We start from the raw sequence: 24,374 nt of genomic DNA on the forward strand, positions 1-24,374 counted from the left end.
CATTTTGGTTTACACCAGTAAAGTACTGAGCTTACTCGTATGGTAGTCTATGTGAGGAACACGCTTTCCAGAGCATATATACACAAAGAGATCAAACGTCCTCCGTGCAGAAAGGTATATATGCAATTGGAAGAGGCAAGCATTGCCGAGCTACAGGCCGCCATGGACTCCGGGCGCCTTACCGCGCGCCAGTTAACCGAAGACTATATCGAACGCATCCAGCAGTTTGACCAGCAGGGGCCACACCTGCGATCTGTCCTTGAAATCAATCCCGAGGCCCTTGAGATCGCCGATGCGCTTGACGAGGAGCGCCGAAACATGGGGCCACGAGGTCCACTCCACGGCATTCCCATCCTGCTCAAAGATAACATCGCTACCGCCGACCAGATGGAGACCACCGCTGGATCCCTGGCTCTGCTTGGATCACGCCCACGTCGCGACGCAACGGTGGCGCACAAACTCCGCGAAGCGGGAGCCATTCTCCTGGGGAAAACCAACCTCAGCGAATGGGCCAACTTTCGCTCAGACGCCTCTTCCAGTGGTTGGAGTGGCCGAGGAGGTCAGACCCGCAACCCCTATGTGCTCAATCGCACACCCTGTGGCTCCAGTTCCGGCTCAGGCACAGCCATCGCTGCAAACCTGGCCGCCGCAGCTCTGGGAACTGAGACCGATGGTTCTATTCTCTGTCCCTCAGCCGTCTCCTGTCTCGTCGGCATCAAGCCAACGGTCGATCTGACCAGCCGCGCGGGCGTGGTACCTATCGCGCATAGCCAGGATACCGTTGGTCCAATGGCGCGCACGGTCGCAGACGCCGCCGCCCTTCTGAGCGCCATTACCGGTCCCGATGAACTCGACCCGGCAAGTCACGAGAATCCTCATCCAGGGGCAATTGACTACACGAAATTCCTCGATGATAATGGGTTGAAGGGAGCACGCATTGGGGTAGCACGCGATGTCTATTTTGGCTATAGCGCCAGGGCGGACGCCATTATTGAAGAAGCTATCGAGCAGTTGCGGAGCCTGGGGGCTGAGATTATTGATCCCACCAATATTCCTACTGCCAGGCAGATGAGCGAGTCCCAAAGCGAGATGATCGTCTTGCTACATGAGTTTAAGGCCGACCTTAATAGCTACCTGGCGGATCTCGAAAGCAGTCCCGTGCGCAGCTTGGAGGAGATCATCGCCTTTAACAAGGCTCATGCCGCTAAGGAATTACCCTATTTTGGACAGGAATTGCTTCTGCGCGCCCAGGAGACAGTGGGACTGGATGCTCCCACCTACCTGCATGCTCTGGAGGAGAATCACCGCTTCTCGCGCCAGGAGGGGATCGATGCCATTATGGAGCAGCACAACCTGGACGCCCTGATCATGCCCACAGGCGCCCCCGCCTGGTGCATTGATGTCATCGATGGAGACCATCCACTCGGCGGAAGCTCTCAGCCCGCGGCCCTGGCTGGCTACCCTGCGATCACCGTCCCGGCAGGCTTTGTCTTTGAGCTTCCCGTAGGGCTGACCTTTATGGGCCGCGCTTACAGCGAAGCAACCCTTATCCGCCTCGCCTACGCCTTTGAGCAGGGTACTCATGCCCGAAGAGCGCCAAAATATCTAGATACGATCGAAGTCAAATAAAAAGAGATGTTCTCAGCGTCTGCGACGCTGAGCAGGGTGATGAGATGAGGGATAAAAATGCCTTCAGCATTTTTATCCCTCATCTCATCACCCTGTGAGCCACATAGTGGCGAGAAGTTCTTTAAGCGCGTACCGTTGGGCCCAACGCGACCCGGCTCAACGCCACCAGGCCCCAGGCAATCAGGGCATAGATAAGCATCGCAATCAGCGTTGAGATCTCAAACATGCTCGCCTGGCCAAAGGATGGATCACTAAAGATGCCTTTGAACGGTCCCATAAAGACATAGCTTAGATCATACAGCCCCTTGACGAAACCGTTAGATTCATTGGCGCCCAACAGGCGGAAGATAAAGCGCAAAAGCAGGATAATTTCTAACACGCTGAGGATAAAGTAGATGGTTGCCGCCACCCAATAGCGCATCTTGGCCCGCTGCACATCAGGATTAACATAGACCTCCTCGCGCCGCTCCACCTGATTGGGTCCTACATAGCGCTCCTGCTGGCTCTGGACATAGCCATCGCCTTCATTCCTGCGGTAGACCCGCTCATCATAGACGGGTTCCGTTGGTTCTTGAGCCTGTTGATAACCTTGCTGCGGATATCGTGGATCCGACCCATAAGGTTGATTACTCATATGATGTCTCCTCCTTGGAACTCAATCAGCCTGCTACCACTCTAAATATCGCGGACAGAACAAAACACAGAAAACCCGTTCCTTAAGATTATTACGAAACGTACCTGCGTTCAGACTCTCAAGCACATCTGCCAGACAGGCGAATCTTGCCCTGTCTACTGAGTATAACGCTTCAGCCTGTTATTGCTCACATGTCCAAACCTCGGGTACCACCTGAGGCCTTTTTTCCGTCACCTTATCGCTCATTTCCCGGCGGTAGACTCTTTTTGTAAGTAGCGTGCAGTTTCAAGCGACCAATCTAGATTCCCTCGTATCAATGCGCGCAGTGCTGCGGTATAGCTCTGCAATTGCGCCTCAAAGAGGGGAAAATGTGTAATCAGCCGCTGTTCAGCCAGGAGGAAATCCTTCGTCTCTCTCTCTATCATTTCAGATGTTACATTTACAGCATCCTGCAAAGGCAATTGATAGGTATGTTGCAACACGAGCACCAGGTTATTGACATCATGGTGCTCTATCTCCTTCCTCAGAGAAACGATATCATTAGCCCAGCACACAATATTGTTCGTCATGCGCAGGATCGCTTGAAAATCATCGCTCAAGCGCAAAGTACTTGGAAAGGAGATACGCTCCACAAAATCAATAAAGTCGATCCCCATGAGCATACCGCTAGAGCTCTGGCGATTTTCAATATACGTGTCCACGCCCGGCACACGTCCCTGCGCTCGATTATCCGCCTCCCAACATGTACCGGCGAAGTAATTGGCAACCAGGTGGCGTTTAAAGCGCGCTTGCCAGGATGCAGTCGCCTCCTGAGTTGTTCGCGACCAGAGATCATGCAGCGCTTCCGTTAATGGTTTCTTAAAATCCTCGGATATGCCGTAGAGAGTGACTATAAACTCATTCATAATAAACTTCATCTGTTTTGGGTGCTGGCTCATCGCCCCTTCACTAAAAAGATCATCCACAATAAACAACCAGGTGAGCCAATCAGCAAGCAGCAATAGCTCACCCACTGTCGCCGTGGGATAGCAACGCGCGACGAGCCAACCCATCCGTGCTGCTGCGAAATGGCGTGCTGTTTCATCCTTCAGCAAACGGAAATGTTGTACCCAGCCCTGTGTATGGTCCTGGACAATCTGGACATGCTGGCTGACACGTGGCTCAAAGGGACAATAAAGTGGGGGTATATGTATATGTTCCATAAGCTTATATTACGGTAAGATATGCTCTTCAATAGAGCAGCTTGCCGCATCCTTTGTATGACCAGGGTAGGCATGTCGTACTCAGATTTCCAACAAAAGCTGGGCGGTCACATGATCAGTGATTAAAATGTTAGCCACACCGGCTCTCAAGACGGCACGAATGGCTGGAATATAGCCTGGACCGCCCCCAGCAACGAGAATCGACTTCTTTCCGCTGCCTTGCAATATCGTCTTTAAGCGAGGTATCTCAAACCCTGTAAGGTAATAGGGAGGCGAGTCCAGAAGCTCATTGATACAGCGCCCCCTGACATCAAACACCCAGTGGTTAATATCAGCCACTGGATTGAGGTTATCTATAGCCTGCATTTGCTCTTGAGAGATAATGCCGTGCGTGATAACATCATCATTCGTGTGAGGAGGCCAGACGCTCAACATAAAAATCGAGGCTTGCTCATACAGCGAATAGGCCGCATCTAGCATAGGATAGTTTCGAATCAGGGCCTGAAATCCCTCTAAGTTAAAATCGTCTGTGGCATTGGGGAAAAACGCTCCTGCACAGAACCAGGTATGCCTTCCTCCATAAGCAGTCGCAATATCATGCGCAATCAAGTTCGCATCGCCATAGGTGGTGCGAGCCTGGACAAAACCAATCGTTGCGATAACATCGAGATTGGGAAGCAGCTTCGTTGGCTTGAGATACCGCTCCATGTTGCGCATAAATGTGCTACCACCACAGATAGCCAGCTTATCTCCATCTTTCAAAAGCTGATCAAGGTAATCAGCCGCCGCGGTGGTAATTTCAATCACAACATCGTCAAAGGAAGACTGGCCCTCTTTCAGATGATCAAAGCTGCGGCCCGGAACAAGAACCAGGTCTTCTAGATCCAACTCTGTGCGAACATCACGCGCCAGATTCCGCAAAAAGCCCGCGCGCAGATCAGGCACAATCGAAATACGCACAATACCTCGCTCTTTAGCCTTCTGGAGTGCCTTACTTACGGTCTGCCTGGAGCAGTACTCCTTCTCAGCGATCATCTCTTGAGAATATCCCTCTTCATAGTAGAGATGTGCAACTTTACGAAGAAAGCGCTCATCGCCGAGCAATCTTGTCTCTGAACCGCCTACTTGTGGCCCATCTACTGGCATAGCATCTCAATTCCTTTCCATCTGAACCAGGTTTTCTTGCATCTCTGGGCAACACGGCCAGACATATGGGGGGTGGATATAGCGAAGCACGCAAAATCTAGCTTTTACGTTATAGAAAGAGCATACCCTATATTCATAGGCAATGCAAGTATTTAACCTGTATATTCTCAAAAATGTTCTCTTTACCACCTTTGCATGATGAGAGAACTTTTTTCTACAAAAAGCTACGCATTGTTACTCTTCTTCATGGGAAGGAACATAGCAGCTATTTTTACCAAAACATAACGCACCCTCTTTTTTCAAGTAAGTGTAAACAATATCCTCAAAGCAACTACTTTAATTACAAGTACTTTCCAAGCAGGCAATATCTTACATATGTCCTCACGGAAACATATATTGAACAACAAATTCTGTCTCCCTACGCCTATGACAACTGTCTTTTAAAAAACTGCTTTAAGACTATCCTCGGATTCATCCTATTATTTGCGCAAATGCTACAATTTTTACAATTTCTCATAAATTGTATGTTAACTGACAATCCTGTGTTATACTCTTACTGGGAGAGTTAAGAAACATCCAGGACATTATACCTCGCAAGTGCACTTACGCTTGTCAGGTTCGCAGTACGACGTACCCAAAATCAAGAGTAGGGAAGAGTGAGAAAGGGGTTCTTGATGAAGAAGCGCATTATGTTCAAAGTTGAAAAAAATCGCGTTCTTGTCCCGGTTGGGGAGCCCTGCCCCTTTGGTTGCCGCTACTGCTATACGCGTGGTGGCGAGGTTGGACTTTCGCGTGTAGATCCAGAGGAGGTTCTTACCCAGTTTGAGGCTTTCGTGCACGAAGCTGCCTTTGATACGATCCAATTTGGCTATGATGGCGACCCTTTCGCACGTCCCGAGAGAGGAATAGCCATGCTAGGACGACTGGCCACCTACGGTAAACATGTTAATTTCAGCACAAAGGGCGCGATGAACGCCACCACGCTAGAGGGATTAGCCGCTATTCAAAGCCGGATGGAAGCATATGGTACAACCTTAAGCGCGCTGGTATCTGTCAGTTGCTGGGACTCTGCCCCACTTGTCGAGCCTCATACCCCCTCACCTGCCGAGCGTATGCAGACCGTTGCTAGCTTGAAACGCCTGGGCATTCCTGTCTTTATCGCTGTACGCCCTATCCTTCCCCATATTCCAGACCTTGAATACGAGCGCCTGGTGGCCGAGGCGCTGCTGGCAGGCTGTGATGGCTTTGTGCTTGGGCCGCTCTACGTCGATGACCGTGGACAATTCGCACGTTTCATTCCGCCCGAGGTACTGACACAGGTACCCAGTCGGAGAGCAACAGTCTCCTGGTCCGCGCATGCCCCGGAATGGACCCGTTATGAAGACGAGGCGCGCCTCCAACGGCTGGCAACCTTCATCGAGAAGAAAGAGGGAACGGTGTACACTTCGTCGGCCGATGCCATGGCGGGCCTGAGCCAGAGGAGAGCAGTGGCATGATTGAAGTTGAAGTAAAATGTGCTGTCGTGCCTCAAGCGTGGCCCTTGCTTGAAGCCAGGTTACGCGAGGCCCGCTTCGAGCGGCACATCCACAATGTCGATGTCTACTACGATACACCTGATTGGGATCTGCTCCAGAGGGCGATTTTCCTGCGAGTACGCAACCAGCAAAAGCTTGAGTTTAAGTTCAATGAGCAGGCGGAGAAAGCCCATATTCAGAGTACCGAGCGTGCTTTTGCGCTCCAACCACAGCCCGATCAAGCGGCGGCGATGAACGAGCTCTTTAGCCATTTTCTTCCCGCCTGGAACCCGATGCCCACCTGGGAGGCCACCCAGCTGGAAAACAACCTGGTGGAACTTGCACGAATCGAGAATACGCGCCGGCAGTATAGCCTGGACTCGGTCCAGCTCTGTGTGGATCATGTCACGGGCCTGGGCGACTTTCTTGAGGCCGAGATCGAGTGTTCAGAGGGGACGGATACGCGTCAGGCACGCGCCCAACTCTACACATTTATCGCGGAATTCGCCGCCGAACCGCTCCCCATTGGCTACGTTGAACTCTGGTTACGACAACATAATCCCCAGGCCTACCACAAAGGTGTCTACCAGTTACCCAGCGACTCTGTACCGAGCCAACAAGATAGCTAGACCAGCATATCTGCACGCTTTCGATGGTTAAGGCAGATACATTTCTTAATTGTCTATTTTTCGCCAAAGGAGGACTCAACTCATGCCATCTACCAAGGATACCTATGCGCTTGCATTTCGTCGTTCCATGACCTTCAGCGATATCTACGGCCATAGCACCTATTTTTCTGTGGCCGAAATCTATCCCAATGTGCAAATATTACGCATTATCCACGAGACCACTCAATCTCCAGCGCTCTATGAACTCTCTGTTACCATCGATGGTGAGCCCAGGCTCATCATTGTCCAGCAAGCTTGCGTGGAGCTGCACAAAACGCCTGCGACCCCAGTTAGTCTGACGCGTATCAGCGCCTAAATCCTGGACTCAGGCGCCCTTTTACTTATAACGCAGCTCGCCTGCGCGTAGAGGCACGCGCAATTGATTCTCTCGGGGCGCGAGAGGACACATCCAGGCGTCATTGTAAGCGCAGGATGGATTATACGCATAATTAAAGTCGAGCATGATTTGCTGCTGGTGCGCCATTCCTGGAACGGGCAGCCAGTCGCTCCCTTTGATGGTATCAAAGAGGTAGCGCCCACCGCCATACGCCTCTTCAGGGCAGGTCAAGTCTCGGAAGGGAAGAAAAAGGCCGCCACCATAGATATCGAGCCAGTAGATATGCAGCGTCACCGGTTCCTGCTCAACGGCGAAACGCACGCGTCCCACCGTGAGCATGGTCATTTGCTCAGTACTGCTCATCGTAATGGTCTGTCGCTGTGGCTCGACATCGGTCTCAATCGTGACCGCAAAGCGGAGCGTGGGATTGTATGGGAAGTACCGCAAGCCGGAGAAGACGCGACGCTGCTCAGCATCAAGCGCCGACTGTGAGTGCTGAGCAAAGAGTGTGTCACGGCTCTGGCGAAAACGCTGCCACACCATCTCTGCATCCTCTCCAGCAGGTATGGCCTGGTTCCGCTCACGGTACATGGCCTGAACGCGCAAACGGTAATCATACAAATCGAGATACATAGACACCTCTCTACTCGTTTTATTTTCTCGTGCCTGCTCTGGCTATTTCTCTGCCCGGATGTGCATCTGCTTCAAAGCCTCCAGCTCACGCTGACCACGCGCCAGCAAGTCCTTTTGCCATTCGTCTTTATATGGCTTCAGCGTATCTGCCAGCGTCTGGGCAATGGCCAGATTACGATACCACTTATGATTGGCGGGCACAATATACCAGGGTGCTTGTTTCGTGCTACATTTGCTCAAGGCATCCTCATATGCCTCCTGGTAATCACCCCAAAACTGCCGCTCCTTCCAATCATCGACGCTCAGCTTCCAGGACTTCTCAGGCTCGTCCTCGCGCGCCTTTAAACGCCTGGCTTGCTCATCTTTGCTGATATGCAAGAAAAACTTGACCACGATAGTATTGCTCTCAGTTAACATTTCTTCAAAGGCATTAATGATATGATAACGCTTGCGCCAGGTAGACTCTGGTACAAGATTATGTACACGCACTATCAGCACATCCTCGTAGTGTGAGCGATTAAAAACTCCAAACATGCCCCGTGGTGGTACATGTTGATGGATACGCCAGAGAAAATCATGTTGCAACTCATCCTGGGAAGGGGCTTTAAATGAATGCACCTGGCAGCCCTGGGGATTCAAAGAACTCAACACATGACGAATGGTGCCATCCTTACCACTGGTATCCATCCCCTGTAGAATCATCAAAAAGCTATGCTTCTGCGCCGCCGTCATCAGCTCCTGGAGTTCTCCCAGTTCCTGGCTCAGTTTCTGCAACTGCTTCTCGGCTGCATCACGATCAATCTGGCTTGCAATGTGGTCGGGGTCATAGTCCTTGAGCTTGATATAATCGCCTTCTTTGACCTTCCACAAGAGATCCTCACTCATAGCTTTCATCCTTCTTTCTGCTCTAGAGGGTATACGCATACCAGGCAGCATGATTTCCGTTCTCTATGCCTTGACACGGTCGGCCACAGGGAAACGTTGCGTAGTAGGTCATAGGGACACAATACCAAGCATTCTTCTCTCACAATAGTACAGCATAAGGAAACTTATTATACAATAAAGATAGAGGAAGAAGCGGCGTCAGAGACAAGCATATTACAGAGAACGGCCCAGAAAGCCCCGCTTTTTCTAAGGCGGGGATGAATGGGCGTTCCTTTCGGGCTGGTTGGGTGAAGGGGAAGCATCACTCTTCTTTCGTACTGTGTTCTCCACAGGATGAAGAAAGATCATGTCTTCTCTTGTCTCACGCTTGCGCGCGAAACTCCTTTCAGTCAGAGCGCCGGATCCGGTATCCTCCTCTTCGACCTAACGTAATCGCACGGAGTTGCTTCTCACGAATCCATTTCCGAACGGTACGTCGTCGAGTGACCGGAAGAAGCCTGCCCAACTGGAATAGCGGTGTAGACATGTGAATGTGGAGAAAGACACGAGGGACGGGCAGCCGTCCCGTCTCTTTCTGAAGAGATATTCTGCATCGGAAGGCAAAGCACGTCATGAAGCGAGCCCGCGACACCAACCTTTCTTCTCGAACTCCCTCTCCAGGTCGATTGGAGCCAGGAACGCCATGTACGTGCGCACCTGGAAGGTGCTCGGTGCCTCTACAACGCTCTGCTTGCTGAAGCCATGAAGCGGCTCCGGTGCATGCGCAATGATCCTGCTTGGAACAAGGCGCAGGCTCTCCCACGCTCGCACAAACAGAAACGCGCTCAGGCTTTTTCTGCCTTACGCACAAAATACCACTTCTCAGAATATGAGATGCACGAGTATGCCACGTCTGCCCGTGTCTCCTGGATCGCTGATCACATCGATAGCACAATGGCTCAGACTCTCGCTACACGCGCCTATCAAGCTGCGAATCGGGTCTGCGTAGGCAAGGCCAAACGGGTGCGGTTTCGGAGTAAAGGCAGAGGCATCGATAGCGTGGAGGGCAAGCGCAACGACGCCGGCATGCGCTTCGTGCTGGACCCCAATGCGGGAGACGGTGGCTTCCTGATCTGGAACCAAGAGGTCATTCCGGCGATCATCGACTGGCACGATCCCGTGATCCAGCATGGTATGCGCCACAAGATCAAATATGTCCGCCTGGTCCGCCGCAAGGCTTCCTCGCCCTCCGCTCAAGGGGCCGATCACGATGGCAACCGCTATGCGCGTCCAGCTCATCTTAGAGGGTCACGCACTCATCAAGAAAAAGCACGTGCAGACCGGAACCGACACGATTGGTCTGGATATCGGCCCCTCCAGCCTTGCCATTGTGCCGCGCGAGGGCAAAGCCGATCTGGTCACGTTCTGCGAGGAATTAACCCAGAACGCCCGAAAAAAGCGGCGCATCCAACGGAAAATGGACCGGCAACGCCGTGCCAACAATCCAGAAAACTACGATGAGCAAGGCCGGGTGAAGTCGGGCAAACGCCTGCGTTGGAAGGAGAGCAAGCGGTACCAGGCGACCAGGAGACAACACGCCAATACTGAGCGCAGACTCGCCGCTCACCGCAAGAGTCTGCATGGTAATCTGGCTCATCGCATCGCTTCGGTGGGGAACACGATCACCATAGAGAAAACATCGTTCAAAGGATGGCAGAAGCAGTATGGTCGGAGCATCGGACTTCGCGCACCAGGGATGTTTCTAGCGCATTTGACTCGCATAGTTGCAAAAACTGGCGGCACCCTGCACGAAGCCTCAGCCTACCAGACCAGACTCTCTCAGTACTGCCAGAAGTCGGGGCAGTATCACAAGAAGCCAAGATCAGAGCGCTGGCACCAATGTCCTTGCGGATTCGGGCCGGTGCAGCGTGATCTCTACTCGGCATTCTTGCTGGCCTACCTGGAACCGCAGCAAACAATCCCCTCTCTCACCCAGCCTGTCTGGGAAGGTGCGGAGCCGCGCCTGCAAGCCGTGATGGAGGAACTTCAACAACGTGCGAATGAGGGGCAGCACTTGCCCCGAAGCATGGGCTTAGTGGCTCGACGCAAAAGCGGAGCTGCCCGTGCCGGAGCGCGTCGGCTGAAAAGTCCTGCCTATCTCCACCAAGAGCCGGTTTCTCCTTCGGGAGAGGCCGGAAACGGTGGGTGAGGAACAGGAACCTCCGTGCATGTATGCCGGAGAGGCCTCAGAGGTGGTCACCTATGCATCCAGAGAGAAATGCAAGTCAGGTTGAAAAGAACAGAAGAGACAAAGCATCATCAAACCTATGCTTTGTCTCTTCTTTTACGCACAACCTGATGTATTACAGTCATTGCAACAATGGCAAGCGACATCGTATACCCAGGCTATTCATGGCTGCATCTCAGGTGCGTGGCCCAGTAGCGCGCGCGTCGCTCCCACTCCAGGCCATTCGGTCCTTCTTGGCTGTGTACGCCCCAGCGATAGGCAGCAATTCCTAAAAGCAAGAAAAAGAAGAAGACAAAAGCGGCATCCATAACGTTCTCATCCTTCTGCATGTCTCCATGCGCATATAAGAATTTACCCTTGTCATAAGTGTAATATAGTGGTAGTATCAAGTCAAGGAAACGTTTTTGATATCTACCATCGATAAAACCGATAGGAAAACTAGCATGGATGTACGCCAACTCACCACATTCCGCATGGTGGCGCATACGCTCAGCTTCAGCCGCACCGCCATCGCCCTTAACTATGTACAATCAAGTGTCACAACACAGATTCAAGTCCTGGAAGAGGAACTGGGGGTCAAGCTCTTTGATCGCCTGGGGAAACGCGTGGCGCTTACTGAGGCAGGGAAGAAGCTGCTCCTCTATAGTGAGAAAATTCTGGGGCTGGTGGATGAGGCGCGAAGCGCGGTTATGGAGGATGGAGATCCAGTTGGATCCGTGACGATCAGCGCACCTGAATCGCTCTGTACCTATCGCTTACCCGGAGTACTTCAGCAGTTTCGTGCCAGGTTCCCTCGCTCGCGCCTGATCTTTCGTCCAACATTGGATCAACGCCAGAGCATCCACGAGGGGAGCATCGATGTTGCCTTTGTCCTTGAGGACCAGGTTCGCTCTAGCGCGCTTGAAAGCGAGCCGCTCGCAGAGGAAGCCCTGCTAATGCTGGTCTCACCCGATCATCCCCTGGCGATCAAACACTATGTAGAGACCGAGGATATCCGAGGCGAACAATTTCTCCTCACCGAGAAAGGATGCACCTACCGCAATGTCTTTGAGCGCTCACTCCATGCTGCTGGCGTCGACGCCGTGACCGACCTGGAGTTTACCACTGTCGAGGCCATCAAGCAATGCGCGATAGCAGGCATGGGCATCGCCTTTCTGCCGTCGCTCGTGGTCGAGACAGAGATCGCCCAGGGGAAGCTCATCGCCCTCCAGTGGGGCAAGCAGCACTTTCAGGTGCTAACACAGATGCTCTGGCATAAAGAGAAATGGCTCTCGCCTGCCATTCAATCCTTCCTCAACGTTGCGCGAGAAGTCCTACAAGAGCCGATTTCTCCACCTGGTGGTCTCACCATCGCATCGAAAAAAAGTAAAATACTCTCAAGAAATTTTTAGGCATATTCCCTGGTCTCACTCTATTCCTTTAAATTAGGGATATGCTATACTAGCGTCGCAGGTCCCAAATTGATCGTGATCGTATTGAAGAAAGGCCGATGGCACGCATGACCACAGCCTATAAACCCGGCACGCGTATTGATCATTATGAAATTATTCGCATGCTGGGTCATGGTGGGATGAACCGGGTCTATCTCGCGCGTGATCTCTCCGATCAGCGTGACGTGGTTCTTAAATTTCCTAGTGAAGATCTCATTGGCAATGTCGCGGTCTTTGAGCGCTATCGACGCGAGGCAGAGATCGGGAACCGGCTGCATCATCCCTCAGTACAGGAACTGCTCAATACAGATGAGAAACGTTCACAAGAGTATCTCGTTGTGGAGTACATCAAAGGGCAGACGCTGCGCTTGCTACTGGAGGATCAAGAGGGCAAACCAATGCCAACCAGCCAGGCGCTTCACATCACGCTCCAACTCTGCGATGCACTTGCCTACTGCCATGAGCAAGGTGTCTTTCACCGGGATATTAAGCCTGAGAATGTCATGGTCACAGACGATGGAGACATCAAAATTATTGATTTTGGTATCGCCTTACTCGAGGGGGCGCGCCGTGTGACCTGGCGAGGACTCTCCGGAACCGTAGGCACGCCCGATTACATGTCACCCGAACAACTCAAAGGCGAGCGTGGCACCGCCAGTTCTGATATTTACGCGATTGGCATCATGCTCTACGAAATGCTTTGCGGCCATACACCTTTTGAGGGAGAGAATGTCTTCGCCATCATCAACCAACACGTCTCGCAGGATCCTCCCTCACTGCTTCTCGCGAATCCGGACCTTTCACCCGCTCTGGCAACGGTGGTCATGCGCGCTATTCGCCGTGATCCGGAGAAGCGCTACAAATCGATACGCGATTTCTATCATGATCTGCGCAACTTTGAAGAGGTTCAGCCAGTACCTTATGAGCCAGAGGCTCCCAAACTCAACCAGTCCAGCCGGACCGCGCTTACCGCGACACTGATCATTCTCGCCATCTTTGTGGTAATCATCGCGCTTGGTTTCCTTGTACAATTTGTACATAATGCCCAGCATTGACTGCTCGCGCCTGGGCAGTGGGTATGGGTAAGTGCTGGCGACCAATGGTCGCCAGCACTTACCCATACCCACTGCCCCACATAATTCACACAAGGATTGACTATTTCAATAAATTCTATGACAACGAATACTGCTTCAGCGCCGGTCTATGTTATAGGCGACATTCATGGACAACTCAAGCCGCTGCTTAAACTGCTACATGCGACACAATTAATTGATGAACATCACGCCTGGTGTGGAGGGAATGCGATCCTCTGGTTTATGGGCGATTTTGTGGACCGAGGCCCCCAGGGCGTTGAGGTACTGGACCTCGTGATGCGCCTTCAGGGCGAGGCCACTGCCGTGGGCGGCACCGTGGCCTCCTTACTGGGCAATCATGAGATGCTCTTGCTAGCAGCCTACCGCTTCGGCAGACGCTCAACCGGACTAGGAAGCACCTTTCTCACACGCTGGAAACGCAATGGTGGCAATCAGAAAGATATCGCCAGCTTAACCCTAAGCCATCTCGACTGGATGGCACACCTGCCTGCCATGGCCCTGGTGGGCGAGACCTTGCTGCTACATGCCGACGCACCGCTCTACCTTAAATGTGGGCGCACCATCGACGAGGTCAACACTACCTTTCGTAAGCTATTAAGTCACAGCGATGCCCTGGCCTGGGAGGAAATGTTGGAAGACTTCGCCAGGCGTGGCGCCTTTCTCCATGCACAGCACGGCGAGGAGTTCGCGCGCCGCCTCTTAGGCATCTATGGTGGCAAGCAACTCCTCCATGGTCATACGCCAATTCACCTTATGCTTGGCTGCTCTCCTAAAAAAGTTGAGCATCCCTGGATCTACGCAAGTGGCTGCTGCATCAATGTTGATGGCGGCCTCTATTTTGGCGGACACGGCTTTGTACACCAACTCTGATAGGCGCCAACATCCTGGCCCGCGCAGCCATAGAAGCGGGCCAATCCCCTCTTTTCCTGACTTTTTGCCCCTCTGTACAAATTGACTATTTCACTGCGCTGTGAGACTCAAAGTTCGCGCAAAGAAGGATTAGCACTCCTCAAAGGACGCTCAAGGAAAGCGTAACCTTTGTGCATCTTACACAAAAATCACGCTTAAATTTTTCTGTTTTACACATAGCATCTCTGCCAGAAAATTCATATACTTTGCTCTAAGAGATATGATCTTATTCCGAAACCCAGCGTCACTTGCGTGACTAGCGCTTCGCGCTCAGGGTTTTCGGAGAAGAAGATTTGGAACAGGTACGCAACGGACGCGAACCTCTCTCCAGGTGAGCAAAGACGACCCCTCTCCATGGTAATGACGCCATATGCACGGTTCAAACCAGTTTAAGAAGGGAGTCTGACATGGCAGCTCAAAACCCAAGCGAAGTCAAAATGGTACCTACCCTTGGTCTCACCGGTGTCACGATCAATGCCATGGCGCTTATCGCGCCTGGAGCCTTCCTCTGGACCACCTATCAGTTGCAAGCCAATCCCTCCTCCGCAATGAACATGTGGGCCGCAGTCTTCATTGCAACTGCGATTGCCTTGCTCACAGCCGTCGCTTACTCAGCGCTGGCGAACCGTTATCCTGAAGCGGGTGCTGGTAGCTCGTATTATTTTGCTGAAGCCTCGGTGCTGCATAAAGAAGAGCATCGGCACTTCAAGTTCGCGCGCATGAGCAAGTTCCTGGTTGGCTGGGCCTCTCACCTGTATTACTGGATCTACCCAGGCGTGATGGTGGCCTTTATGGGCCTGCTTATCACCTACATTATCCAGACGTTTTATCCCGACTTTGGCGCCCCCTGGCAAGAGGTACTGGTCTGCGTGGTCTTCGCCGGGATCGTCGGCGCCATCGCCTATGTTGGCGTGACTGGTTCGACGCTGGCAAATATCGTTATCAACGCGATTCAGATTATCGCCCTTGTCACCTTCTCTGTACTTGCCATCATCTATCGTGCTCAGCATCCCGCGGTACATTATCTGCACACCAGCGCTCTGAGCGTGATTATGCCACATGACCTCTCAGGTCTTATTCAGCAATCCACTATCGCCATCTTGCTGGTTGTCGGCTTTGAATCGGCGACGGCACTGGCCGCCGAGTCCAAGAATCCTGGGCGTGATATTCCACGTGGCGTCCTGCTCTCCCTGGTTATCCAGGCTGTTGTCTTCTACTTCCTGGAATACTTCGCCGCGAACTACTTTATCAACACGGGCTACCATGCTGCTGGCAAGACTGGTTTTGACGCCGCGTTCGCCTCTGGGGCACCCATTGGGGACATGGCGAAAATCATTGGTGACCAGATGCTCGGTGGCAATGGCTTGGCTTTCGCAGTGATCCTGGCCGCTACAGTTGTTATCGCGCTCATCGGTACCGCGCTCTCCTGTCTCAACACAGGCGTTCGCGTAACCTATGCAATGGGAAAAGATACAGAGCTTCCCCTGGTCTTCGGCTTTCTACATGGCAAATATCGCACACCACATGTCGGTGTAATTGTGCTCTCCGTGATCTCAGCCATCATTGGCAGCTACGGCGTGCTCAACATCGATAATCTCACTCAGGTAACACTCATTTCAAATATCGGCACGTTCATACTTTATGGCCTGACCTGCCTCATCTGCATCGTCGCCTTTGCCGGTGTCGTGGGACGGAATTTCCTTACAACGTTCATCTTCCCAGGGCTGGGAGCCTTGCTCAATATCGCGATGCTGATCGGAGTGCTCTACTTCGCCATCGCTGGTGGTGGTACTACGCAGACAGACACGATTATTGCAGGTGTCTTCTCACTCCTCTGGCTGGTTGTTGGCTTCGCCTATCTCTACATTCGCAAGCTCGTCAAAGGTATTCCCATCCTCTATCCAGAGGATCACAAGGCGAGCTTTGGTAGCGACAGTGATGTTGTACTCGAAGCTGGTAGTGATAGTGCGCTAACAAGCGGCGACTAATAGCTTTCGATGCCGTTCGTATACCCCTTCGACCCATTATGTATAAAGGGATCGAAGGGGTAGCGGTCATAATATACAAGGTAAGGACGCGCCTAGAGATGTAAGGAAACATCATGGGACCAAAACATCAGCGAGCCTTATTCTGCATCGCAGAACGAGTCATGACGAGCAAGCGTAAACATGTACAGACGATTCGCCAACTCGCTGGTACGGAAGAATACTATCTCTTGATTATCCGTGAAATAGATCGCCTTGAGGGACAATTATGCAAAACACGCTCGCTCCAGGCACAGGCCACGCTAACGCTACTTGAATGGCTTACGACCCTGCACTATTTCAACTGGCATTGCGCCTACTGCCAGGAGCGACCTTTCCAGGTCATGAGTCACATTATTTCACTGCCACAAGGAGGAGGAACAACTGTTGAGAATTGCGTCCCGGCCTGCTATCGCTGTGGACGCTCTGGCAGAAACAAAAAGACCAATACGCTTGTAATCGGCAACCTGATGCAGTTAAAGACTAAAATGCAAGCAATAAAGGAGCAAGCGCAGTTAACGATGAAACAACTCAATCTCTCACTACTCCCAGATAAATATGCTGTGTGTCAGTTCCACCCTGATAAACATATCCCTTACTGGGCTCTGCTCGGCGATTTTGTCTCCCTGACACGTACACCCGAAGAGCTCTCTATCGTCTGCCAGGAGGATAATGTTCCTGGCGATATTGAAGCGGAGCGCGGGTGGCGCTGTGTTCAGGTACGCGGGGCCTTTGATTTCTCGATCGCGGGCGTCAATGCCTCACTCGCAATTCCCCTGGCAGAGGCCTACATCAGTGTCCTGGCCATCGCAACGTATGCGACTGATTACCTGCTGGTCAAAGAGGAGAACGTGGAACGCGCCTTGCAGGTGCTAGAACAGGCTGGACATATCATCGAGCGCTAGCTTTGGATTACGTATCCTGGCAAGCATACTTCGCTACCCTTCTAGAAACGAGAACCGAAAATCTATGGATGTGCTGACGATCTTTGGGGCATGCGCCGTGGGCGTCATGCTACTTTCTTATGCCTTCGAACATCGCGCTGCTTACTGGGTTCTGATCTTTGCCTGTGCCTGTGCGGCCTCCTCGCTCTACGGCTGGCTGGCTGGCACCTGGCCATTTGGCGTGGTGGAGGGCATCTGGGCCATAGTCGCCTTTCGCCGCTGGTGGAACCGCAAAAGGAACACACACACCTCCTGAAGCCATTCCTCTACTGCTCAATATCATGCATTGGGGCTCCAACAAAACGTGTAGGGTCCATGCTTGCATGGACTCGCCCGGCCCGCAGGCCGATACCCCGGCGCGGGAAGATCGCTGCGCTCGGAGGCCGAGCAAGCTCTGCCCCTACAACCTCTCTAATTCCGTTCTCCCCTGGACTTAGTAAACACACCACCTAAGTAACCTTGTTCGCCATAATATGGACATTTTAAACAAATCGCCGCAGTATTTTCTAAAGAAGTTCTCAATAAAAAATCCTTTATACTAAATTTAAGCTCAATAAAAAGGTCTTTTCTCTCAAGAAAAACTCACCAAAGTGTCTTTTTTTGTAAAAATTGCACAAAAACAGGCGAGCGATTTGTGACAAGTTGTATCTAAGAATATAAATCAAAAGGCTCTATACTAATCCATAGAACCGATGCACATCAATGATGATATTTACAGACTCCCTCCCTGGTGGCAGCGCCCCCCACAGGCCTGCCCACAATTACTCAGCGCCGAGTACGTTCGCCATCTGCTCGCATTGAGCACATTTCTTACTCAAGTTGTCTTTCGCACGAAAGGACTTATTGCAAGATGACGAAACTTCTCCGCACTACCTGGGAGCGCTTGCGCACAAACGCAAGCAATCCAATCGTTCGTAAGAACGTCGCACTCCTCATGACTGGAAAGTTGCTAGGCCTGGCTCTTGTCCTCACCGCAATGTGGGTAATCCTGCCAACAGTGGTACACGCAACGGTCCATGGCGCTCCTACCCTGACACCAGAAATAAATGCCGTGAATACGGTATGGGTACTGGTCGCTGCATTCCTGGTCTTTGGTATGCAGGTTGGCTTTGTTATGCTTGAGGCGGGCTTCGCACGCTCTCGCGAATCGGTCAACATCCTGGTCGAGGGCATCGCTGACACCTGCATCTGTGGTATTCTCTTCTGGGCCTGGGGCTTCGCCTTTATGTTCGAGCCTGGCACGCCTTTTATCGGCACCCAGGGCTTCTTCCTTATGGGTCTCCCCTCCACCTATCTTTCGACAGGCGTACCCTTGCTCGCCTTCTGGGTCTTCCAGTTCGCCTTCGCTGATACAGCTTCGACCATCACCTCGGGTGCGATGATCGGCCGCTGCGGCTTCTGGGGCGACATCCTCTATAGCATTGGCGTTACCGGTTTCATTTATCCGATCATTGGTCACTGGGCCTGGGGTCCTGATGGCTGGCTCGTCGGCCTCAACTTCCACGATTTCGCTGGCTCGACGGTCGTTCACAGCATTGGCGGTGCCATCTCGTTAGCGGGTGCTATCGCTCTTGGTCCTCGCCTGGGTCGCATCTTCAAGCGCGACGGCGGTGGTCCACCTGCGCCACACGACCTGATCATCGGTGCTGTCGGTGGCTTGATCCTCTGGTTTGGCTGGTATGGCTTTAATCCTGGTAGCACGCTCTCAGCGCTCGATGCCGTTGGCATTGGTCGCGTCGCCTTCAACACTACGCTTGCAGCCTGTAGCGGTGGTCTGGTTGCTCTCTTCTACTCCTACGCTCGTACGAAAAAATGGGATCTCGGTCTCACTGTCAACGGCTTCTTAGGAGGACTGGTCGCCATTACTTGCCCCTGCTACTGGGTTGATCCTATTGGCGCCTTCTTCATTGGGGCGATTGCCGCTCTGGTCGTAGCCTGGAGCATTGATGCCCTGGAATACCTGCGCATCGACGATCCTATTGGTGCCGTTCCTGTCCACCTGGCGGCGGGTATCTGGGGTACGCTCTCCCTTGGTCTCTTCGCGTCGGGTGCCTACGGTTTGCCAACACCCACAGGTGCCGACACCAGTTCGGTGGTCACTGGTCTCTTCTACGGTGGCGGGGCCACGCAACTGCTCGACCAGGCCATCGGCTCTGGCGCGGTGGTGGCGGCAACCATGGTTGTCTCCCTTGCCCTCATGTTTGCGCTGAAATATGTGGGCGTGCTGCGCGTCTCTAAAGCGGGTGAGCTTGAGGGCCTGGACCTGCACGAGCATGGCGCGGTCGCCTATCCTGAGTACGCTATGATGGGGCTGACGCCTTCCCTGGTGGGTCCCAACGGCCATGTGCCAGCATCAGAGGAATATGAACTGGCAGAGGCTGTCAGTGTAGGCGAAGATTAACTTCCAATACATATTCACAGCTAAACTTCAGGGGGTCGCAAGCCTCCTGAAGTTTTTTTAATATTCGCACATGCTCCCGACCGGCACTACTAATTGGTGCATCCGCCAAGTGATACGGAAATGTGTAGGGGCCATGCCTGCATGGCCTTGTTCACGCAGGGTGAGCATATCTTTCGGCCTAAAGAGTCCAAGCCAGCTTGGACCCTACAACTTGCCAGATGCACCAATTAGCACGCGTCGGGGCCATACCACCAGGATTGCGGCAAGGGTGCCCTCGGCCTGAGCCGTAGGGAGGAATTGCCACAGATGCCACATATAGAATTGACACTACTATAGTTTAGTGGTAAAATGTGCGCATGCAGATACAACGAACCGTTACTCTTGTGATAGAGCCTGATCGCGACCTTGAGCGCACCATTGATGTGTTTCGGGAGGTGCAACATGCCCTCTCTGAACCTTGTTTCAATGATGGGAAGCCTCTTGGCGCTCTCCCCTTGCAACGGGCGTGTTACCATCAGGTGAAAGGTTCGCTCTCGGCACAAATGACCATCTCTGCCATTCGTCTGGTCTCTGCTGCCTATGCTTCTGGAACGTCCAACAAGAAACCAGCTCAGCGCCCCTTCCTCTTCAAGAAAGCCCGCCCGTGCGTTGTTCCTGGTCGGAAAGCGTGGACGTGACGCTGATTTTCGCAGGGACGGCAGACACTCCGTCATATGAGTGTTGACAGGGGTGGTCACTCAATTTGAGCAAAAAACGAAAGCTTCTTTGGGCTTATAAAGCCGACTCAGACAGTTGACCTCCTGGCGTTTTTGCTCATTTCGACTGCCCACGGGCGTCAATACTCATGTGACGAGGTGTCGGACGGCACCCTCTCCATCTGGACCGTGGCGGGGCGCAAACATCTGACCTACTCCATTCCTCAAGACTTCAAGACCGCCTTTGAGAAAGCTCTTGAGATTGATAGCCTTACGGTCATCAAACGCGACGGCAAGCTCATTGGGCGTGTGACGCTCACGCTCGACGCCCCAGAACCTCAAGGCATTCTCCCGGTAGGCATTGACCTCAATGAGACAAATGCCCTTGTCGCCGTTGACCCCGATGGGCAGCACCCTCTTTGTGAGTGGGAAAGACATCAAAGTCAAAAACCGACGTACCGCCAAGACCCGCACTCGTCTCCAGCGCAAACACGCGACCCGTAAGGCAGAGAAGAAGGATACACGCAGTATTCGGCGTCTTCTCAAACGGCTTGGTCGCACACAACGCAATCGTACCCGCACCTTTGCCCAACAAACAGCCAAGCAACTGATCACCTTTGCCCCTGAGAATGCCGTGCTCGTCTTTGAGGACTTGCAGATGCCCAAACCAGAGAAGGGCAAGCTCAGGGGCAAGGCACTTCGACGTCGAATGTCGCTGTGGCAACGATGCCTCATTCGCACCTGTGTGGAGAACAAAGCACAGGAATGTGGGCTGAGTGTCACTCAGGTAAACCCCGCCTACACGAGTAAGAATTGTTCTCGTTGTGGTTTGCGTGGGGTGCGCAAACGTCATGCCTTCTCCTGCCCTCACTGTGGTCACACGGACCATGCTGATGTGAATGCGGCGGTAGTGCGCCGTTTCGGCGTACATTAAATTTCTTCCGTAGGAAGATGGGGTTGAGAGTGATAACCTCAAGGACATTCGGCCTACTTGGCGAGGAAACTCAAAGAGGAAAATAGCATGTCGGAAAAGCGGTTAAACGCGAAGGTATGTAGTGTGATGCACCGCGAGTCCTGTACGTATGGTGAAACCTAGACTGGATGAACCTCAGTTTTCAGTGGTCTAAGCATTGGCTCAGCGCAGCATACCTGTGGCGATGTCATTGGAATACACGCCTTTTTAGCGCGGGCGTGGAATACTCTCTCCAATGAACGACCAGTAATGAACTGGTTCAAGGAAACGAACGAGGCACCTAAACGTACTTAACGTTTGATGTGCGCAAATGCGGGATCGTCTACGGGTGCGAGCCTATGACGACGGAGCTTCCATAGTAGTGCGCCTTTGTGCCACAAATGTCTCCCTTACCCGTCGGGGTAAGCTCACTAGAGCAAGGTGAGTAACACAGCGACTTACCCGTTCTCATAGAGAGCGGGGACACCTTCACCCGAAAGGCGTGGGGGGAAAAATAGCATGTCGTGTCAAAGGTGAGTGAAGCTCCAGTCCCAGGAGCCAGAGGCTCATCAGTGAAGCTGTATAGGGTGAAGTCTTGATTGGCTGAATTCAAGTCACGGCGGAAATGGAGCAGCCCACAGGAGAAGGGACTATCGCCTGTGTCCAACGTGTAGGGGAACGGTACTACTTTCCCTACAAGCTCTCGTTGGAGCCAGCCCTCACGGAGAGGGAAATGACGAAATGGGCACCTACGTACAGACTGAGACATTTGATGGAACTAAGGGATCGCCTAAACCCCGTAAGGGGCATGGTGACGGAGCGACCATACGAGTTGGGTATGTACCCAGCAAAGGGTTGCAGGAGGCCACACTCAAAAATGGTGGTTGACACGGATGTGTCAGAAGACCACTGTGGGAGTGGTGTTGAAAAGACACTGGCCTCTGGAGAGCTTCATGCATCGAAAGGGTGCACGTGGAGTTCGGAGGGGAGGGGTTGATGCTCCCGAGCAATCGGGACTTGGCCTCTTACCCTACCTCAAACGATCAAGGTAATGCTTGATACAAGGGGAAGGGAAGCAGGGAGTATTGTCGCAGATGGAGCGGTGCGCGAGATGCGTTATGCCTACCTCCATGAAACGACAAGAAACCGGAGAGCCGGAGGCGCGGAAATCGCGCACGTCCTGGTTCGGGAAGGGGCGGATGAAAACGTACCGCAAGGCAACGCGTCAGCCGCCTACTTCACAACATTCGCAACCGCTATACTGCCTTTCGGGGTAGTGGGCTGCTGTCAATCAGCCCTGAAGCCCAGTCCTAGGATGTGGGCAAGCCTCTGCATTCATGCATGAGGTTATTGACTCTATCACCTGACCTGTACACCTCCAGGAGGTCCCATTCTGATACGCTCTCGGATGTCATAGCCACGATCCTTCTCCTCCCACATGCTCTCGATCCACCAGGTAGCTCCCGCTTCGGCATAGGCCTGAGTTATCGCGCGGGCCTGTTCTGGGTCGTTGCCTGGCGTCTCCCCTTCGACGATATACTCCAGAGGAACGCTATCTATGCGCTGTGCCTCAATCATGGCCCGACGCTGACGAATCTCCTCGGGGCTGCCATGCATAAGCGCACCATCCCAACGTGCTGACCTTCGTACCTGGCTCGCCTTCTCTCCGCCTACGACCCAGATAGGGATACGCGGCTGCTGAAGCGGCTTATGGGTCGGCCAGGAAACATCCGCCGCCATTTCTGCCAGTTGATAATGTCGTCCTTGGTAGGTCAGTTCTCGCATAGAGGTTCCCTGCCACCACAACGACAATAGATCCAAACCTTCATCTAGCATCTGCGCCCTCTTACGGTTCTCCTGCAAGCCAAACTTGTCCAATTCCAGTACTCCCAGACCAGCGGCCAGAATCACACGTCCATTGGAGAGATGATCCAGCGTTGCCGCCTGCGCCGCAACAGTCCAGGGATGATGCTGAGGCAAGGGAGTAAGCATAGTCCCCAGGCGTATGCGCTCAGTCTTCATCGCAATAGCAGCCAGTCTAAGCCAGGCACTCCCATAGTCATCAGGTAAAAAGATAGCATCCCAGCCCGCCGCCTCTGCCTCCTGAGCCAGTTCCACGACCTGCTTGTCGTTTCCCAGTAAGACAAAGCCGTACTTCATACGCACCATAACATTCCTTTCTTAAACACAACCTGCCTTTTTCCTCCACAGAGTATAGCGCTCCCTATATGACACCCTATGTCTTATTTGCGGAAAAGAGGGGGAAATTCACCATCCTTCCACACCATATTAAGGAGCATTTTTGTAGATTACAGGTACAAATTTATATTCCTACCCCATTTTTTTGTCTTCTTGTGTTACGTGGAATTCTCTTGCGTTTGGTGTCGTTGGTGTCAAATTTGGTGTCACGATACCATCCTCATAACGGCCTGAAAAGTGGCTTTGAACAAAGGACATTATCCAAGGTTGATGCAATAACTTCCGCTTATTGACATCTCCCTCCATTACAATATTGCCAGAGACATCTTATAGATCTCAGCAGAATTAGCTAAACAGAAGGAGAGAAGGCCGAGTACACTAGTGGTATGAGCAAACACGAACCACTCGTCCACGATTGGCGCGAATAGCGAAGACGACGCGCCTGGTACCTCTATGAGCAAGGCTGGCAACAAAAGGAGATCGCTCAGGCTCTGGGAGTGAGTAAAGGAGCGGTGAGCCAATGGATCAACAAAGCGAAAGAGGAAGGAACCCAAGGGCTGCGTCGGCAACCTCGGTGCGGGTGTCCTGCCAAGCTGAGTCAAGAGCAACGAGCGCAATTGCCAGAGCTGTTGGCGAAAGGGGCTGAAGCCTTTGGCTTTTCGGGAGCGGTTTGGACCACCGAGCGTGTGGCCGCAATGATCAAGCGGCAGTTTGGAATGAGCTATCATCCGGCTCATTGTAGTCGCCTGTTACGAGCCTGTCACTACAGCCGTCAGAAGCCGGTGACCAGGGCCACGTAACGTGATGAGCAGCGCATTGAAGCTTGGAAATGTGAGCAATGGCCGGCGATA

Annotated in this window: 22 protein-coding genes and 1 pseudogene; 16 read left to right on the plus strand and 7 right to left on the minus strand. The window is 52.7% G+C overall.

The genetic code is table 11. The features are described 5' to 3' along the window. Window positions 1-39 precede the first annotated feature (39 nt). Entirely contained in the window at window positions 40-1,629 is a 1,590-nt protein-coding gene (locus KRAC_RS03980; protein ID WP_007904706.1) for an amidase, read from the plus strand. 121 nt (window positions 1,630-1,750) lie between these two features. Here the strand turns inward: KRAC_RS03980 and KRAC_RS68915 are convergent, their stop codons facing one another. From KRAC_RS68915 to KRAC_RS03995, 3 genes are all read right to left on the minus strand, one after another. After that, entirely contained in the window at window positions 1,751-2,263 is a 513-nt protein-coding gene (locus tag KRAC_RS68915; RefSeq protein WP_007904707.1) for a YggT family protein, read from the minus strand. A 242-nt stretch (window positions 2,264-2,505) separates the two neighbouring features. Next, window positions 2,506-3,465, minus strand: coding sequence for a terpene synthase family protein (locus tag KRAC_RS03990; protein ID WP_007904708.1), 960 nt, complete (start codon window positions 3,463-3,465; stop codon window positions 2,506-2,508). Between the two features lie 81 nt (window positions 3,466-3,546). Then, a complete protein-coding gene (locus KRAC_RS03995) occupies window positions 3,547-4,611 on the minus strand; it encodes a sugar-binding transcriptional regulator (RefSeq protein WP_007904709.1) in 1,065 nt (354 codons plus the stop codon). Window positions 4,612-5,300: 689 nt separating this feature from the next. Here KRAC_RS03995 and KRAC_RS04000 point away from each other — a divergent pair. From KRAC_RS04000 to KRAC_RS04010, 3 genes are all read left to right on the plus strand, one after another. Then, a complete protein-coding gene (locus tag KRAC_RS04000) occupies window positions 5,301-6,107 on the plus strand; it encodes a radical SAM protein (protein WP_244421954.1) in 807 nt (268 codons plus the stop codon). Next, a complete protein-coding gene (locus KRAC_RS04005; protein ID WP_007904712.1) occupies window positions 6,104-6,754 on the plus strand; it encodes a CYTH domain-containing protein in 651 nt (216 codons plus the stop codon). Before KRAC_RS04000 ends, KRAC_RS04005 begins: the two co-directional genes overlap by 4 nt. Window positions 6,755-6,836: 82 nt before the next feature. Next, window positions 6,837-7,109: a hypothetical protein gene (locus KRAC_RS04010; protein WP_007904713.1), complete on the plus strand. Its 273-nt coding sequence runs from the start codon at window positions 6,837-6,839 to the stop codon at window positions 7,107-7,109. A gap of 21 nt (window positions 7,110-7,130) precedes the next feature. On the opposite strand, the gene KRAC_RS04015 is transcribed toward KRAC_RS04010, so the two are convergent. After that, window positions 7,131-7,763: a DUF1684 domain-containing protein gene (locus tag KRAC_RS04015; protein WP_007904714.1), complete on the minus strand. Its 633-nt coding sequence runs from the start codon at window positions 7,761-7,763 to the stop codon at window positions 7,131-7,133. 42 nt (window positions 7,764-7,805) lie between these two features. Then, complete coding sequence (locus KRAC_RS04020; RefSeq protein ID WP_007904715.1) at window positions 7,806-8,648, minus strand: polyphosphate kinase 2 family protein; 843 nt, start codon at window positions 8,646-8,648, stop codon at window positions 7,806-7,808. Between the two features lie 627 nt (window positions 8,649-9,275). Between KRAC_RS04020 and KRAC_RS65260 the strand changes: the two are divergent. Further along, window positions 9,276-10,836, plus strand: a pseudogene (locus KRAC_RS65260) (nuclease/transposase family protein); the annotation flags it as partial. A 197-nt stretch (window positions 10,837-11,033) separates the two neighbouring features. Here the strand turns inward: KRAC_RS65260 and KRAC_RS70705 are convergent. Continuing rightward, entirely contained in the window at window positions 11,034-11,204 is a 171-nt protein-coding gene (locus tag KRAC_RS70705; protein WP_157506296.1) for a hypothetical protein, read from the minus strand. 114 nt (window positions 11,205-11,318) lie between these two features. Here KRAC_RS70705 and KRAC_RS04040 point away from each other — a divergent pair, with 114 nt between their 5' ends. The 10 genes from KRAC_RS04040 to KRAC_RS04085 all read left to right on the plus strand — a co-directional run bounded on the left by KRAC_RS04040 (window position 11,319) and on the right by KRAC_RS04085 (window position 21,306). Then, window positions 11,319-12,266 (plus strand): LysR family transcriptional regulator, encoded by a 948-nt coding sequence (locus tag KRAC_RS04040; protein WP_007904717.1) that lies wholly within the window; start codon window positions 11,319-11,321, stop codon window positions 12,264-12,266. Between the two features lie 98 nt (window positions 12,267-12,364). Further along, window positions 12,365-13,360, plus strand: coding sequence for a serine/threonine protein kinase (locus KRAC_RS04045; protein ID WP_052567942.1), 996 nt, complete (start codon window positions 12,365-12,367; stop codon window positions 13,358-13,360). A 117-nt stretch (window positions 13,361-13,477) separates the two neighbouring features. Further along, window positions 13,478-14,269: a metallophosphoesterase family protein gene (locus KRAC_RS04050; protein WP_007904721.1), complete on the plus strand. Its 792-nt coding sequence runs from the start codon at window positions 13,478-13,480 to the stop codon at window positions 14,267-14,269. Window positions 14,270-14,715: 446 nt separating this feature from the next. Then, window positions 14,716-16,296 carry an APC family permease gene (locus KRAC_RS04055; protein WP_007904722.1) on the plus strand — a complete coding sequence of 527 codons (1,581 nt, stop codon included), beginning with the start codon at window positions 14,716-14,718 and terminating at the stop codon, window positions 16,294-16,296. A gap of 113 nt (window positions 16,297-16,409) precedes the next feature. Continuing rightward, complete coding sequence (locus KRAC_RS68920) at window positions 16,410-17,237, plus strand: ACT domain-containing protein (RefSeq protein ID WP_007904723.1); 828 nt, start codon at window positions 16,410-16,412, stop codon at window positions 17,235-17,237. 64 nt (window positions 17,238-17,301) lie between these two features. Then, window positions 17,302-17,532: a hypothetical protein gene (locus KRAC_RS04065; protein WP_007904724.1), complete on the plus strand. Its 231-nt coding sequence runs from the start codon at window positions 17,302-17,304 to the stop codon at window positions 17,530-17,532. Window positions 17,533-18,126: 594 nt separating this feature from the next. After that, entirely contained in the window at window positions 18,127-19,677 is a 1,551-nt protein-coding gene (locus KRAC_RS04070; RefSeq protein WP_007904725.1) for an ammonium transporter, read from the plus strand. Between the two features lie 356 nt (window positions 19,678-20,033). Then, window positions 20,034-20,354, plus strand: a complete 321-nt coding sequence (locus KRAC_RS04075) for a hypothetical protein (protein ID WP_007904726.1) — start codon at window positions 20,034-20,036, stop codon at window positions 20,352-20,354. 177 nt (window positions 20,355-20,531) lie between these two features. Further along, entirely contained in the window at window positions 20,532-20,876 is a 345-nt protein-coding gene (locus KRAC_RS70710) for a hypothetical protein (RefSeq protein ID WP_169460854.1), read from the plus strand. After that, on the plus strand, window positions 20,794-21,306 hold the full coding sequence (locus tag KRAC_RS04085; RefSeq protein ID WP_040441881.1) for a zinc ribbon domain-containing protein: 513 nt from the start codon (window positions 20,794-20,796) through the stop codon (window positions 21,304-21,306). Before KRAC_RS70710 ends, KRAC_RS04085 begins: the two co-directional genes overlap by 83 nt. A gap of 1,377 nt (window positions 21,307-22,683) precedes the next feature. Here KRAC_RS04085 and KRAC_RS04090 read toward each other — a convergent pair. Then, on the minus strand, window positions 22,684-23,493 hold the full coding sequence (locus KRAC_RS04090; RefSeq protein ID WP_007904728.1) for an LLM class flavin-dependent oxidoreductase: 810 nt from the start codon (window positions 23,491-23,493) through the stop codon (window positions 22,684-22,686). Between the two features lie 509 nt (window positions 23,494-24,002). Between KRAC_RS04090 and KRAC_RS75425 the strand changes: the two genes are divergently transcribed. Continuing rightward, on the plus strand, window positions 24,003-24,323 hold the full coding sequence (locus tag KRAC_RS75425; RefSeq protein ID WP_338010111.1) for a helix-turn-helix domain-containing protein: 321 nt from the start codon (window positions 24,003-24,005) through the stop codon (window positions 24,321-24,323). Window positions 24,324-24,374: the final 51 nt, after the last annotated feature.

The sequence above is a fragment of the Ktedonobacter racemifer DSM 44963 genome (assembly GCF_000178855.1).
GTDB lineage: Bacteria > Chloroflexota > Ktedonobacteria > Ktedonobacterales > Ktedonobacteraceae > Ktedonobacter > Ktedonobacter racemifer.